The following is a 14,734-nucleotide window of genomic DNA, read 5'->3' as shown; positions in this document are numbered from 1 at the left end:
GCTAGATCCGCTGCGCCTTGTCCAGCAGCGTGAACAGCTCGTCCACCAGTGCTGTGACCCGGTCCAGGTCCTCGGTCTCGGCGAAGATCGCGAAGGTCACCTGCTTGCGCAGCTCGCGCAGAGCGTTCTCGCTTCGCTTCCAGTTGGAGCATTCCCCAAAGGCCAGCCGAATCTTGCGGCTGACTGCCTCCGGGTTGCCGACCCCGGCATCCAACAGGGTGCGGTAGACGAAATAGGTCAGGCCGTCGAAGGACTTCTCGGCCTGCTCCTGCTTTCTGGTCTCGTTCGACTCGACCTCCCGCAGCAGCGCCGCCAAGGCCTCCGCCGTGTCGAGTTGGCGGCTTTCGAAGGCATCCTGCACCGCCCGCGCACGCTCGGCCATGGCGATGAGATAGGGGTCCTCGCTCTCCTCCTCGGCCTTGCGCTCGATGCCCTTCACCAGGTTGATCACCTTGGTGGCGTCGCCGCCCTGGCGCTGCTTGATCAGCGCGATGGTCTCGGCGTTGATCTCGACCAGCCCATCGACAGGTCGAACCTCGTAGGTGCCGACCTGCTCCTGGACCAGCAGGTTGGTCTTGCGCTGGAACTCACGATCCACCTGCACGCGCCTGCTGTAAGCCTGGCGGACGACCGCGTAGATGGCGGACAGAGTGCCGTAGTCGTCCATGAAGGGCCGCAGGAAGGCATCCGGCGAGATGATCTCATAGAGCATCTCGATCTCCTTGTACTCCTTGAAGAACGCCTTGCGCCGCTCGGGGTCGCGGAAATGCTCGATGAGGGTGTCCACGTCCTTGTCGTTGAAGTTGCGCTCGATCAGGCCGAGGTAGGCCGGGGCCTTGGACTCCATCTTGTTTTTGAACAGGACCTTCAGCAGCTTCAGGTCCTTGACGATGGCGTTGATCTCGTCGCTGTCGAAGGCCAGCGCCTTTTCCAGGTTGTCGAAAATGCCGACGAAGTCAAAGACGAAGCCGTGGGGCTTCACCATCTCCTGGGCCTCGTTCTCATAGGGACGGTTCACGCGGGCGATGGCCTGCAGCAGTGTGTGGTCCCGCATCGGCTTGTCGAGATACATGGCGTAGAGCACCGGCGCGTCGAAGCCGGTGAGCAGCTTCTCGGTGACGATGAGGATCTTGGGCTGCTGGTCGAGCTTGCCGAAGCTTTTGCGGATCTGCCGCTCTCGCTTCGGGTCGAGATGGAATTCCTTGAGCAGCTTCGAGTCGTTGTTGCTGCCGGTGTAGACGACCTCGGAATACTCGGGCGGCAGGCCCATCTCCATGAACACAGCATCCAGCGCGTGCTTGTAGTGGGCGCAGGCCTCGCGGTCCACGCCGACTAGGAAGGCCTTGTAGCCGAGCGGCTCGACGTTCTCGCGGTAGTGGCTGGCGACAAACTGCGCCACCTTCTGAATCCGCTCCTTGCCCTTGAGGAAGTTCTTCAGATTCACCGCCCGATCGAGGATCCTATTCAGCTCCTCGATGTCCGCCACTCCCTCGGCCTCGGCCAGCGACAGGAACTCCTTGTCCAGCGTCTCGTGCGGGACCAGCATCTCGTTCGGGGCGAGCTGGTAGTAGAGCGGCAGCGTCGTGCCGTCCTCGATGCTGTCGGCGATGGAATACTTGTGCAGATACCCTTGGTCGTCCTCGCAGCCGAAGGTCTTGAAGGTGCCCTTGCCGTAGACCGTCTTGTCTACCGGGGTGCCGGTGAAGCCGATGAAGGTCGCATTCGGCAGGCCGGCCATCAAAAAGTTGCCGAGATCGCCGCCGGTGGTCCGGTGGGCCTCGTCGATGAGCACGTAGATGTTCGAGCGCGTGTTGAGGTTCGCCGGCATGTCGCGGAACTTGTGGATCATCGTCACGATGATGCCCCGATAGTCGTCGCGCAACAGCTGGTTGAGCCGGGCGATGCTGCTGGCGTGCTCCAGGTTGCCCAAGCCCAGCGCCGCGAGGTTCTTAAGCATCTGATCTTCCAGCTCGTTGCGGTCGATCATCAGCAGCACGGTGGGCTTGTCCGCCTCCGGCGCGCGGAACAGCCGCTCCGCCGCCTTGATCATGGTGAAAGTCTTGCCGCTGCCCTGGGTATGCCAGACCAGACCGCGGGTGCGCAGGGAATCAAGGGCGCGGCGGACCGCCGCCTCCACCGCGCCGGTCTGATGCTGGCGCAGGATGTACTTGTTCAGCTCCTCGTCCTTTTCGGCAAAGACGATGTAGTCCTTCAGGAAGCCGAGCACCTGCGGGATGGCGCAGAAGCCCTTCACCTTGGCCTCCAGCTTGCCGACCTCCGCATCCTTCCAGTTGAAAATGTTCCGCCGCACCGTGTTCCAGCTCACCCCGTAGCAAAAGCCAATGGCATCTGTGGCGGTGAAGAGCTGCTGCGACACGAACAGCTCGGGCGTTTCGCGGTGATAGCGCCGGATCTGGTCAACCCCCAGCGCAATCGCCTCGTCCTTGTTGGCGTTCTTGCACTCGATCACCAGCACCGGGATGCCGTTGATGAGAAAGACGATGTCTTGCCGCGTTCCGTAGTGGCCGTTGTGAAAGGCCCACTCCTCGGTGACCTCGTAGACGTTGTTTTCGGGATGCTCGTAATCGATCAGGATCAGGTCGCGCTCGCGCTTCGCATCAACGTCGAAAAACTTGCCCCGGTTGCGCAGATGCTCGATGAATTCCCGGTTGCCGTAAATATCCGTGTGCAGATGCCGGAAGGCCCCGAGCAGCGCGCCCTCGGCCTCGGCGTAGCGCGGGTTGAATTCCCGCACCTTGGCGGCGAGCAAGTCATCAAAAAACAGCGAACGGTTCTTGGCGCGGTCCGCAACTGGTACGTCAGGGTCAAACCCGCGCCGCTGCTCTGCTTCCTCGCGAGGCACAAAGGTCCAACCGACGGCCTGGGCGTATTCCAGGATGCGGGCTTGGACGGTTTTGTGCTCGCGGGGAGTTGGCATCAATCGGCTCGCTTCGTTCTGCCCTTTACCCGAACATCAATCTCGGCGAGATCTCCAAGTTCTGGAACAGCTTGTTCCAGAAACACAAGAGATCCAAGCCCCCTATACCCAAACCAGATGGGATTAGCGCAAGTTTTGGGCCGGGTGCCGGTCGCGGGGGACGCCGTGAATACTTCCCTGTAGGCTTCACGGCGGCATCCCCTGCTCAGATCAAGGCCGCCGCCCCCCGCGACCGGCACCCGGCCCAAAACCGAAAACCTGTTTGCGCTGGGCATGGTTTGTCCAGGTGCATGAGCGGACCCGCATCGCAGACAAACAAACGGCGATCGCTGGTCAGTCTCTTCCATGCAGACCCCAGGCGACGTCTTTTCTGATGGAGGATTCGGTCAGAGACGCTTCGTGGGACTCGAGAAACCGCCGGAGCGCCTCCGCCAACAAGTCATTGAAGTCCTTCGCCCAGCCGTCCGCGACGAATGCTCGGGCCTGAGCCGCAAGCTCGGCAGGGAGTTCAGCCTCGATAAGTTTGTTGTTCATGGCTTGTAGTCAGAAGTCCATCAAGTGTGCGGCGTCCTTTAGAATCCTAACTCGTTAACGCGGGTCTTCGCGGTCATTAGTTCGTGAAGGAGGGTGTGGAACAGGTTTCGGAGCTGCTTCATTTTCGATTGCGCAACTCCGATCTTTCGGTCGATGCCGCGACAGGCTCTGACAATCTCATTTTGCTCATCCTTCGGTGGCAAGAGTAGAGGAAAAGCCTTCAGTTTAGTGGTATTGATGCACGCGAGATTAGTCGTCTTGTGTGCAACCGAAAGGAAGTAGCTCTTGCCGTATGGGCTTTGGGATTGGTAGGCGAAAAACTCGCTCGAAATTCGCTCCGTATCGGGACGAACCGCGAAAACGTGATTCTGATGCACGCAGTTGTCGACCTGGCCATGCCAAATGAACCCCCTGCCAAGTTTGTCGAAATCGCCACCTTCGGTCAGCACAACATCCCCATTTTGCAGTGCGAACCGATTTTTTTCGCTTTTTCGGATGGTGATGCTCTTCATCTCCGAAAGGTCAAGGTAGCCATCCTGAACGTTTGCAACCCTAAGATAGGGCACCTCTACAGCTTCTTCCTCTTTTACCGTTCGACCCTTCGCGATGCCTGTCTGGACGACTGCGCAATCACTCAACGGCAGCACCTCCCAACTTTCGGGGATGGGGCCGATTTCGGTTTGTTTTTGGGGTTCGTTGCGGAGGCCTTCGGTGAAGAGCTTGTGCATGAGGGCCTTCTTCAGCTCGGTGGTGGTCTGAATGATCCGCTCCTGCGCTTCGATCGCCCGCTGCACCGTCGAAAGGATGTGCGCGATCTTCTTCTGCTCGGGGAGTGGGGGGACGACCAATGGAAGCGTCTTGAACGAATTCCGATCAAGCGTTGGAACTGACGCTCCCGTCTTGAACCGCGCGAGGTTCAACGTGCCAAGGAGGAAGCCGGCGAAGTAGGGATCGTTGCCATGGAAATCGCGGACATAGAGGGATGTATTGTGAGGCCAGAAGTCTTCCTCGTAGACCGTGACTTTACCTGCGGAGCCGCTGCGCCCCACAGTGATGCCTGGCGCTTTTGCAATTGCAGTGTCGTGATATCCGATGACTCCGTTCGATCCAGCAACTGGGACGGCTCCTTCGCGAAATTGCGCTTTGGTTAGATCCTTTCCACGCTGGAGCGTGGTGAAGCTGTCGAACTCCACCCTAGACCATCCAGCTGGAACGGGGTCATGTCTGCCTAGGGCGTCTCCAGAATCTCCTTCGATGCCTTTTCCATCTCCCGCACTGCGTTGAACTCCTGATGCTTGCTTTTTCACTCCCCACCTCCTTCCCGGCTCTCCAGCCTAGCCCGCGAGTTCTCGATGGCGGCATGCAGTTTTTGTTTGAGGAGCTCGCGAGGCGGGAGCGCGGTCAGGTACTCCGCGACGTGGATACCGGATCGATCGAGCTCCAGCAGCTCGATTTGCTCTTCCTTCTTGCCCGCGCAGAGGATGATGCCGAGGGGGGAATCTTCGCCGGGCTGTTGCTCATGCTTGGCGAGCCAGCGAAGGTAGAGCTCCATCTGGCCTTTGTGCTCAGCTTTGAAGTCGCCGAGTTTGAGATCGATCGCGATGAGGCGTCTCAGACGACGGTGGTAGAACAGCAAGTCGAGATAGAAGTCGTCGCCGTCGATCTGGATGCGCACTTGGCGTCCGACGAACGCGAAACCGTCCCCGAGCTCGAGTAGAAAGGCTTCGATCTCGCGCAGGATGGCGTCTTCGAGATCCTTTTCGAGGTACCGGTCTTTGAGGCCGAGGAAATCGAGGATGTAGGGGTCGCGGAAGACCAGGTCAGGGGTGAGTCTGTCCTCATTGCGCAGCGCCGCGATCTCGGCCTTGGCGACTTCCTCGGGCTTCTTCGAGATCGCGGTGCGCTCGAAGAGCAGGGAGCCGATCTTGTTGCGGAGTGTCCTTACGCTCCAGCGCTCGATGCGGCAAATCTCCGCGTAGAACTCGCGTTGCATCGGCTGGTCGAGCGGCAATAATTCTTTGAAATGCGACCATCCCAATTGTCGCGACAGCGTAGCGAGAATCTTGCCGTCTGGAAACAACTCGGCAAACTGCATCATGCGCCAAAGGTTCTTCTCACTGAAGCCACTTCCAAACTCGCCGGACAATTGTCGCCCCACCGCGGCGACAATCCGTTTGCCGTATTCAGCACGTTTCTCGCCGAGAATCTCGCGGTGCAGCCGACTCCCCAAGTTCCAGTAGAGCATCGTGAGCGCGGCATTGGCGGTCTGGGCGAGCTGTTCCCGCGCATCCGTGATCATGCCCCGCAACTCACCCAGCAGGCGGTTGGAGGCTTCGGTTAGGTCTTGGGGCTCGGTCATACTCCGATCTTCCGCAGAATTTCACGCAGCGCCGCATCGGCCTCGCGCGCATCGGCCTCGACCGCGTCCAGGTCGGCAACGATTTCCGCGAGTGGCCGATAGGTTTCGGCGTCGCTGGTGTGGATGTAGCGGCTGGGGGAGATGTTGTAGTCGTTTTTCTTCAGCTCGACGTGATCGACGATGCGGCTGAGTTTTTCCGCTTCCTTCCAGCCGATCAGGGTGTCGGCGATGTGCGCGATGCCTGCGGCGGGGATGAAGTTCTTGGGGTCGCCTTTTTCAAAGACCTGGCTCGCGTTGACGAGGAAGACCTTGCCCCGGCGCGGCGCGGGCTTGGCCTTGTTCAGGAACAGGACGATGCCGGGCGCGGTGGTGTTGTAGAAGAGGTTCTCGGGCAGGTAGAGCACGCTTTCGATCAGGTCGTGGTCGACGAACCACTGGCGCACGGTCTTTTCCTTGTTGGTGCCGGCATTGCCCGAGCCGCGCGAGGCGGCGCCGGTGTCGAGGACGACGGCGGCACGGCCTTTGTCGTTGAGGCTGGCGTGCATGTGCTGCACCCAGCCCCAGTCGGCGGAGGATTTGCCGGGGAAGCCGGCGCCGGCGGGAAAGCGGTCGAGCTCGTCGTTGTCGTAGTCGGCCTCGGTGAACCAGTTCTGGTTCCACATGGGATTGGCGACGACGCGGTCGAAGGTGCGCAGTCGGCCGTGTCGGCGGAATTTGGGGTTCTTGAAGGTATCGCCGATCTCGATCTCGCCTTCGAAGTCGTGGATGATCAGGTTCATGTTGGCCATGGCCCAGGTATCGGCGATGTACTCCTGGCCGTAGAGCTTGAGCGGGGCGGGCTGTTCGCTCTTCGCCGCCTCTTCCATCGCGATCTCGCACTTGATCAGCAGACCGCCGGAGCCGCAGCAGGGGTCGTAGATCTCCATGCCCGGCTCCGGCGCGAGCACGCGGGACATGATGGTGCCGACTTCCGGCGGGGTGTAGAACTCGCCGGCGCTCTGGCCGCCGCCCTCGGCGAATTTGCGGATCAGGTATTCGTAGCTCTTGCCGATGATGTCGGCCTCGACGTCGTCCAGGCCCAGGCGCTTGGTGCTGATCGCTTCAATCAGGTTGGAGAGGCGGTCGTCGTCGAGGTCGCGCTGGCCGTGGGTGGTGGCGTTGAAGTCGACGCGGTCGATGATGCCCTGCAGCAGCGGGTTCTCCCGAGCGATGGCACGCATCTGGGTGGTGACGCCCTCGCCGATTCTGTCCGCGAGCTTACGGATGACGGACCAGACGGGCTGCTCGGGGTCCTCCGGAACCAGCGGCAGGTAGAAGCGCACCAGCTTTTGGTCGGCCTTGGCGAGCGCGAAGGCTCTCCTGCGCGAGCCGACCTCGGCGGCGATGCGGTTTAGCTCATCGTCGAAGACGTCGCAGAGGCGCTTGGTGAAGATCAGCGGGAGGATGTAGTCCTTGTATTTCGGCGCGTCCTTGGCGCCACGGATGGAGCAGGCGGCGCCCCAGATCCAGGATTCGAGGGACTTGGCATTTTCGGGTTTATTCGTCGCCATGGACTGCTTCGTGGAGGTTGATGGCCTCGCCACAGGCCGGGCACTGGAATGTATTGGAAGAAACCTGGCTAAATCGCAAGCCTGTGTCGATGGGTGGGGTGGCCAGCTCGCGGGAGGTAATGAGAAGTCCTTCAGCCGTGACATCTTCGAAGAGTTTGCAGTTGGGGCAATCGAGGAGATCGCGGTCGCCGACGAAGAGTCCCAACGCCGCGGCTTCGGCCTGGACGCGCTCGAGTTGCTGGCAGAGGTCGATGAGTGGGTTCAGGTCGTTCACGACTTGCGTCCCTTTCGCTTGAGGTCTCTTTCCAGGTCCTCGATAGACTTAAGGTCCTCCGCATCTGCGGCTTGGGCTTCGAGGCTGCGGCGTTGGGCGTCGAAGGTGTCGTAGCGATCAATGGCCGTGGTTTTCATCGCCTCGTGACTGACACTGCCGGGGCCGTCGAGAAGGGGTTGGTCATTGGAAGCCAGCATGCGGTCGACGCTATTGCGCCAGAAGTCGAGGGTGAGGTCTTTTTGCTGTTTCGCGCGAAGTTCGGCCTGTTCGAGGAAGATGACGACAAGGCGGTTGAGCGTATCGACCTCATCCTCGCTGAGATAGTTCTTTGCCACAATGACATCCTGCTTGCGGACGCGGGAGCCGCTCCAAGTGGTGAGGGCCATGTTGGGCTGCGATGGGTCGGCGCGTTCGACGATGAGCTCGGCGGCGGTGTGCTGGGTGGCGGCGTAGAGGAGTTTGTTCTGGACCTCGGCGAAAAAGAGCGAAGTTTCCGTTTCGCGGGCCTGGTAGTCGCTGCTGAGAGCGAAGAGGTCGCGGACTTTCTGGTAGAAACGCTTCTCTGAAGCCCGGATCTCGCGGATGCGGGCGAGGAGTTCGTCGAAATAGTCCCAGCCGCCGGGGTTCTTGATGCGCTCGTCGTCCATGACGAAGCCTTTGACGATGTATTCCTTGAGATGGCTGCTGGCCCATTGGCGGAACTGGACGCCCCGCGGGGAGCGGACGCGGTAGCCGATGGCGAGGATGAGATCGAGATTGTAGAGCTTGGTCTTGTAGCCTTTGCCGTCGGCGGCAGTTGTCAAGGAATCCTTGACAACTGAATCCTCGGCCAATTCGCCGTCCTCCATGATGTTTTTTGCATGGAGGGACACGTTTTGCTTGGTGGTCTGGAAGAGCTCCGCGATTTCAAGCTGCGTCAGCCAGACGGTCTGGCCCTCGACGCGAAGGTCGAGCCGGGTGCGACCATCGTCGGAAGTGTAGAGGACAAGCTGGCTCACAGTTCACTCTCCTATTACCGATGGGTTGAATTTGATCAGCAGACCGCCGGAGCCGCAGCAGGGGTTGTAGATCTCCATGCCCGGCTCCGGCGCGAGCACGCGGGACATGATGGTGCCGACCTCGGGCGGGGTGTAGAACTCGCCGGCGCTCTGGGTGGTGGCGTTAAAGGTAACGCGGTCGATGATGCCCTGCAGCAGCGGCAGGTAGAAGCGCACCAGTTTGTGGTCGGCCTTGGCGAGTGCGAAGGCTCTCCTGCGCGAGCCGACCTCGGCGGCGATGCGGTTTAGCTCATCGTCGAAGACGTCGCAGAGGCGCTTGGTGAAGATCAGCGGGAGGATGTAGTCCTTGTATTTCGGCGCGTCCTTGGCGCCACGGATGGAGCAGGCGGCGTTCCAGATCCAGGATTCGAGGGATTTGGCGTTGGTCGGCGTCACGGGGCTTGTTTCCTCATCCTTTGTCTGCGGGTCCTTTTCGTGCGCGCGGGGCGCGTCCGGTGAGCCTGTTTTGGGCCTTCAGTTTCGCCCAGGAGCGGGGGTTAGACAAGCGCGCTCAACCTGTCAGCCCGTCCAATTGCACTTCGACGCCGCGTACAATTGTATCCCGGCTATGTGGCCAATTGTATGCTTGATCTTTGTCCAATGGCGGTGATCGCCACCGAGGTCAGTCCGCGCGCAGCCTAGCGGTGATGCCGAAGGGGCCGGGAAACAGCCTGTTTCCCATATTCGGATCAGGTCGCGGTGCCTTCCGCTTCCCCTTTGCACGAGGCTCGGCCAAATTGAGAAATCGAAGACTCTAACGCAAGATTGCACGGTAACAGAGCTAGTGTTAGTGTGGAAAAAAAGGGAAAAGGGGCCGCGCTCAATTCGATTTTTTCGCCGCCACCCGGATTTAATTGAGCAGGGTAGTCCGCTGCGCGGACTGCATCCCACGCGGAACCAACCGAAGAACGTTCCGCGCCGCGTACTCGACCGAGTTTTCTGCGTAATTATTTATCGCGTGAGGTCGGACACGCGACGCATCCCTGGATCGGCATGCCGCACTCTGGCACCGCGCAAACTGGGTGTCTGTGCGCTGGCGTGCATAGTGCAGACCATCACTGCGTGAAGCCGATCACCTCGCCTATTCCACCGCTTGACGTATTACGCGGCGCGTTATATCCTCTGCCGCATGATTCGCTCGTTTCGCTGCAAAGATACCGAGAAACTGTTCGGCGGTCGCTGCCCAGCCTGTTTTCGCGCCTTTCAAGCGGCGGCTGAACGCAAGCTGACGCAATTGCACAACGCCGCCACCTTGAACTTCTTGCGTAGCCCGCCGGGCAACCGCCTGGAAGCCCTGAGCGGCGACCGGGCCGGCTGCTACAGTATCCGGATCAACGCACAATGGCGACTTTGCTTCGCTTGGCACGACGGCGATGCACACGAGGTTGAGATCGTCGATTACCACTAAGGAGGCTATTCCATGTCAGCAGTGAATGGCATGCGTCCGGTCCATCCGGGCGAAATCCTGCGCGAAGATTTCTTGGTACCCTTGAATCTGAGCGTCAACGCGCTGGCGCAGTGCCTGCGCGTACCGGCAACCCGTCTACATGAGATCATCAAGGAACGACGGGCCGTGACGCCGGATACGGCATTGCGTCTGTCACACTACTTTGGCGGCGATGCGCAATCTTGGCTGAACCTTCAGGCCAGCTATGATCTGAAGGTGGCCGAGCGGGATCGCGGGGCGGTGATCGCCAGCGAGGTCAGTCCGCGCGCAGCCTAGCGGCGATGCCGAAGGGGTCGAGATGTTCGAAATTGCTTCTGTCTTCCTCGTCCTGACCGCCCTGCTGGCGTACCTGAACCAGCGCTTCATCGGTTTGCCGGCGCCTTGCACGTCGACTTGAGCGAGCTGCGGGCCTACCGCTGTGCGTGATCGCGGGCGAATCGCTGTTCAACGATGGCGTCGGCGTCGTGATCTTCTCGCGCAGCAGATTGAGCCTGAGCAGACTATTTGCGGGAATCGGCCGCGATTCTGAGCAAATTCAGTGAGGGAAAACAAAAAACCCCCTCAAACAACTTGACGCAAGTTGCCCGAGAGGGCTGTCTCCGAATTTCGCCAAAAACCAGGAGACAGTCCCAGTGTGTCACGCCTTTCTTGCCGACACGAACTTTTACCACCTGCTCACCCGGATCGACGAGTCGATTGCCGAGGAAGTCCGCGCGGGCGGCTGTGACTGCGGTGGTGCGTTGCACAGCGCCCGTTATCCGCGTAAGCCCCGAGGTGTTGTGCGTGGCGTCTTGGATGAGAGCTACCAGAGCCGTCTGAGTTTCTGCTGTGCCGCGGACGGGTGCCGGCGGCGCAGCACCCCGCCTTCCGTTCGGTTTCTGGGCCGCAAGGTCTATCTCGGGGTCATCGTCGTGCTGATTTCCGCCCTGCATTGCGGGCTGAGCGCATCGCGTCGCCAGCGCTTGATCAAGACGCTCGGTGTCACCGTCCAAACCCTGCGGCGGTGGCAGCACTGGTGGCGTGAGCAGTTTGTGCAAACCCGCTGCTTTCGATCCTTGGCTGGTCTGTTGATGCCGCCGATCGCCACCGAGCACCTGCCAGGATCCCTGCTGGAAAAATTGAGCGCAAAAGCGTTGTCCGAGCGCGTCGTGCAACTGCTGATATTGATCGCCCCGAGCACGACAGCGACAGGCTCGCTGTAGGGCAACGCCAACCCGCAGAAGACCTCATCGCGCCGCTGGGCGGCGCCTTCTAGACTCCCGGTGATGTGTGAAACAACTGGGAGGTGAAGACGAATGTCCGATGACAACGGCCTCGGTGATCCCGATGGTTGGGCGCGGTTGCGCTTTGCCATTATTGGTCCTTTATTGGCTGATCCTGCGCCGGCGAACGCGCTGGGCGCGCGGCTGAAGGCGCTAGCGGCCAAGTCATGGCGTCATCCGGTGACTGGGCGGGCGGTCAGTTTTAGCTTTGGGACCTTGGAGCGCTGGTATTACCTCGCACGCGATGCCCAAGACCCGGTGACCGCACTGCGCCCGCGCCGGCGCAGCGATGCCGGGGAGCAGCGCGCGCTGAGCCCGCGCCTGATGGAGGCCGTACAGGCGCAATACCGCGACTACCCCGGTTGGACGGTGCAGCTGCATTACGACAACCTCGCCGCCTTGTGCGCGGGCGATGAAACCCTGGGGCCGCTGCCCTCCTATGCCACCGTGCGCCGCTTCATGAAGCGCGCGGGCCTGCACCGCCGGCGTGTCCCGGCGCGCAAGACACCCGGGGCCGAGCAGGCCGCGCGGCGCCTGGAGGCCTGCGAGGTGCGCAGCTATGAAGCCCAGTATGTCCATGCCTTGTGGCATCTGGACTTTCATCATGGCTCGCGCAACGTCCTCACCCGGGGTGGCGTCTGGGTCAAGCCCCTGCTGCTGGCGGTCATCGACGATCACTCGCGCCTGATCTGCCATCTGCAGTGGTACCTCGATGAGACCACCGAGACCTTGGTGCATGGTCTGGGACAGGCGTTGCACAAGCGCGGGCTGCCGCGCGCCCTGATGAGCGATAACGGCGCGGCAATGCAGGCCGAGGAATTCACCGCCGGATTGCATGCGCTGGGCATCCTCCACGAGCCGACCCTGCCGTACAGCCCGTATCAGAACGCCAAGCAGGAGCGCTTCTGGGCCACGCTGGAAGGCCGCCTGATGGCGATGCTTAAGGGGCTGGAGGAGCTGAGCCTGCAGCGGCTCAACACCCTCACTCAGGCGTGGGTGGAGCAGGAGTACCACCGCAAGGTCCACAGTGAGACCGCCGCCACGCCGCTTGCGCGTCTTCTCGATGCGCCCAACGTGGGGCGCCCCTGTCCGGACAGCGAGCAGGTCCGCGCCGCTTTTCGTTGTCGCGTCCAACGCCGTCAGCGCCGCAGCGATGGGACGCTCAGCCTGGCGGGCAAGCGCTTCGAGGTGCCGGCGCGCTTGCGTCACCTTGAGCAACTGCATATCGCTTATGCCCGCTGGGATCTGAGTGCTGTGGACGTGGTTGATCCCCACTCGGGCGCCATCCTCTGCCGCCTCTATCCCCTCGATAAAGCCGCCAATGCCTCCGGGCAGCGTCGGCGCCTTGAGCCCGCCGGCGCACCGCCACCGCCATCACAACGCGCCACGACGCTGCCACCGTTGCTGCGCGACTTGCTCGCCGAGTATGCCGCCACCGGTCTGCCGCCGGCCTATCTGCCAAAACACGATGACCTGGAATCCAGTCGATGAACAAGACCCTGCTGGCCCTCTATGGACTGAAGTTCAATCCGTTCTCCCCGGAGCTGCCGACGGCGGCACTGCATCGCAGCGCGCCGGTGGAGCAGTTTTGCTGGCGCATCGAGCAGAGCCTGATCCGCGAAGGCGGTTTTGCGCTCATTCAAGGTGATCCGGGTACCGGCAAGAGTGCGGTACTGCGCCTGCTCGATGAGCGTCTGCGCCAGCTGCCCGATATCAGCGTTGGGGCGCTCACGCATCCCAGCTCGAAGGTGGCGGACTTCTACCGCGAGATGGGCGATCTGTTCGCCGTTGACCTCAAGCCCCATAACCGCTGGGGTGGCTTCAAGATCCTGCGCGAGCGCTGGCTGGCGCATCTGGAGACGACGCTGTTGCGCCCGGTGTTGCTCATCGACGAGGCGCAGGAGATGCATCCGACGGTGCTCAATGAGCTGCGTCTGCTGACCTCCATGCAGTTCGATTCGCGCACGTTGTTGAGCGTGATCCTGGCCGGCGATGGCCGCCTGGCGACCAAGCTGCGCCGTGAGGAGTTGCTGCCGCTGGGCAGTCGTATCCGTACGCGCCTGAGTATGGAGTATGCCAGTCGCGAGGCGCTGGTCGCCTGCCTGGAGCATTTACAACACAGTGCCGGCAATGCGAGTCTGATGAGCGCAGGGCTGATGAAGACGCTCGCTGAGCATGCGTTGGGCAATTATCGCGTGCTCACGACCATGGCGGCAGAATTGCTGGCGCAGGCTGCTCGGCTCGAACGCGCGCAGCTCGATGAACAACTCTACCTTGAGGTGTTTGGTTCAGCGGCGGGCAACGCCCGCCAACGCCCGAGTGCCAGGGCGGGCGCCTGATGAGCCGCTTGAGCGCTGAGCGCCCGCACCAGGCCATGACAGCGGCAAGACACACCGCCGTGATGCTTGAGGCATGGCACGACGCTGGCATCGTGCGTGCCGATTTGGCGGTGCGCACCGCCAAGGCGACGATGCTGTGGTTCCATGATCGCTCTTTGGATCAGCTTCCGTTGGGGCTGGCCAGAGCGCGCAATGTCCAACAGGCCGATATTTATATCCGTCCAGCCCGCGGCTATCCCTGGCCAATGGTGTTTCTCGATGATGTCGCACGGCCGATGGCGCAGCGCATCGCTCGGCACTATGCGGCCCTGGTGGTGCAGACTTCGACGCTCGGGGGCTGCCACCTGTGGCTACGGCTGACCCGCGCGCTCGATGAGGCGCAGCGCTGTGATGTGCAGCGTTGGCTGATCCCGCGCGTTGGCGCCGATCCGGGCTCGGTCTCCGGTGAGCACCTCGGTCGGCTCGCCGGGATGAAGAATGCCAAGCGTGGCGGGGAGTGGGTCAATGTCCTTCGGCGACCAAGCCCGCAGGAGCGCGTCTGGGATCCAACTCCGGCCTTGCCAACGATGGCTCCGGCTCCGCCGCCAGTCGTCAACTGCGCTCCACGGGCGCGCTTATCCACCGGGGATCCGTCCGAATCCGCCCGCGAATGGGGCTGGGTCTGCGGCGCTCTTGAGGCGGGCCTTGCACCGACCACGGTCTACCAGCGCTTGCTCGAGCGCGCGTCCCCGCGTCGCGGAGCCGATGCCGAGCGCTATGCCCGCTACACCCTCGCTCGCGCCATTCGCCAGAGCGCTAGAGGCAACTGAACCCGCTGCGTCTCTCCCCCCTCAGGGGGGAAGCGTGGTTCACGATTCCGGCTTCCCGCTGTCGGCCAGTAACGGCCCCCGTGATCCCACACGCATTCCATGTCCTTCAAATGGCTTGGAAATGGGTCCCGCAATTATCGTGATTACGCTCAGCAGATTCATGAATTTGCTGCGTCTCTTCGCCA

General features: G+C 61.6%; 14 protein-coding genes. 6 read left to right on the top strand and 8 right to left on the bottom strand.

What is annotated here, in order from left to right; translation table 11 throughout:
• Position 1 precedes the first annotated feature (1 nt).
• The 8 genes from Thiosp_RS07345 to Thiosp_RS07310 form a co-directional block, all read right to left on the bottom strand.
• Positions 2-2,938 (bottom strand): type I restriction endonuclease subunit R, encoded by a 2,937-nt coding sequence (locus tag Thiosp_RS07345; protein ID WP_201063978.1) that lies wholly within the window; start codon positions 2,936-2,938, stop codon positions 2-4.
• 333 nt (positions 2,939-3,271) lie between these two features.
• Positions 3,272-3,472 (bottom strand): CopG family transcriptional regulator, encoded by a 201-nt coding sequence (locus Thiosp_RS07340; RefSeq protein ID WP_201063980.1) that lies wholly within the window; start codon positions 3,470-3,472, stop codon positions 3,272-3,274.
• 38 nt (positions 3,473-3,510) lie between these two features.
• The gene (locus tag Thiosp_RS07335) at positions 3,511-4,779 is read right to left on the bottom strand and encodes a restriction endonuclease subunit S (RefSeq protein WP_201063982.1); all 1,269 of its coding nucleotides are present in this window, start codon (positions 4,777-4,779) and stop codon (positions 3,511-3,513) included.
• Complete coding sequence (locus Thiosp_RS07330) at positions 4,776-5,831, bottom strand: PDDEXK nuclease domain-containing protein (protein WP_201063987.1); 1,056 nt, start codon at positions 5,829-5,831, stop codon at positions 4,776-4,778. Before Thiosp_RS07330 ends, Thiosp_RS07335 begins: the two co-directional genes overlap by 4 nt.
• Positions 5,828-7,381, bottom strand: coding sequence for a type I restriction-modification system subunit M (locus Thiosp_RS07325; protein WP_201063988.1), 1,554 nt, complete (start codon positions 7,379-7,381; stop codon positions 5,828-5,830). The genes Thiosp_RS07330 and Thiosp_RS07325 overlap by 4 nt, the downstream gene beginning before the upstream one ends.
• A complete protein-coding gene (locus Thiosp_RS07320; protein ID WP_201063990.1) occupies positions 7,368-7,655 on the bottom strand; it encodes a hypothetical protein in 288 nt (95 codons plus the stop codon). The genes Thiosp_RS07325 and Thiosp_RS07320 overlap by 14 nt, the downstream gene beginning before the upstream one ends.
• On the bottom strand, positions 7,652-8,653 hold the full coding sequence (locus Thiosp_RS07315; protein WP_201063992.1) for a virulence RhuM family protein: 1,002 nt from the start codon (positions 8,651-8,653) through the stop codon (positions 7,652-7,654). Before Thiosp_RS07315 ends, Thiosp_RS07320 begins: the two co-directional genes overlap by 4 nt.
• A 3-nt stretch (positions 8,654-8,656) precedes the next feature.
• Entirely contained in the window at positions 8,657-9,088 is a 432-nt protein-coding gene (locus tag Thiosp_RS07310; RefSeq protein WP_323696955.1) for a type I restriction-modification system subunit M N-terminal domain-containing protein, read from the bottom strand.
• Between the two features lie 733 nt (positions 9,089-9,821).
• On the opposite strand from Thiosp_RS07310, the gene Thiosp_RS07305 reads away from it, so the two are divergent.
• The 6 genes from Thiosp_RS07305 to Thiosp_RS07280 all read left to right on the top strand — a co-directional run bounded on the left by Thiosp_RS07305 (position 9,822) and on the right by Thiosp_RS07280 (position 14,549).
• Positions 9,822-10,100 carry a type II toxin-antitoxin system RelE/ParE family toxin gene (locus tag Thiosp_RS07305; RefSeq protein ID WP_201063996.1) on the top strand — a complete coding sequence of 93 codons (279 nt, stop codon included), beginning with the start codon at positions 9,822-9,824 and terminating at the stop codon, positions 10,098-10,100.
• Positions 10,101-10,112: 12 nt separating this feature from the next.
• The gene (locus Thiosp_RS07300) at positions 10,113-10,415 is read left to right on the top strand and encodes a HigA family addiction module antitoxin (protein ID WP_201063998.1); all 303 of its coding nucleotides are present in this window, start codon (positions 10,113-10,115) and stop codon (positions 10,413-10,415) included.
• Between the two features lie 356 nt (positions 10,416-10,771).
• Positions 10,772-11,341 (top strand): hypothetical protein, encoded by a 570-nt coding sequence (locus Thiosp_RS07295; protein ID WP_323696484.1) that lies wholly within the window; start codon positions 10,772-10,774, stop codon positions 11,339-11,341.
• Positions 11,342-11,434: 93 nt separating this feature from the next.
• On the top strand, positions 11,435-12,892 hold the full coding sequence (locus Thiosp_RS07290; RefSeq protein WP_323696457.1) for a DDE-type integrase/transposase/recombinase: 1,458 nt from the start codon (positions 11,435-11,437) through the stop codon (positions 12,890-12,892).
• Entirely contained in the window at positions 12,889-13,740 is an 852-nt protein-coding gene (locus tag Thiosp_RS07285) for an ExeA family protein (RefSeq protein WP_323696456.1), read from the top strand. The genes Thiosp_RS07290 and Thiosp_RS07285 overlap by 4 nt, the downstream gene beginning before the upstream one ends.
• Positions 13,740-14,549 (top strand): DNA-primase RepB domain-containing protein, encoded by an 810-nt coding sequence (locus Thiosp_RS07280; RefSeq protein WP_323696455.1) that lies wholly within the window; start codon positions 13,740-13,742, stop codon positions 14,547-14,549. Before Thiosp_RS07285 ends, Thiosp_RS07280 begins: the two co-directional genes overlap by 1 nt.
• The last annotated feature ends 185 nt before the right edge of the window (positions 14,550-14,734 follow it).

This window comes from Thiorhodovibrio litoralis (assembly GCF_033954455.1).
GTDB lineage: Bacteria > Pseudomonadota > Gammaproteobacteria > Chromatiales > Chromatiaceae > Thiorhodovibrio > Thiorhodovibrio litoralis.
This window is presented reverse-complemented; position numbering and strand designations above follow the sequence as displayed.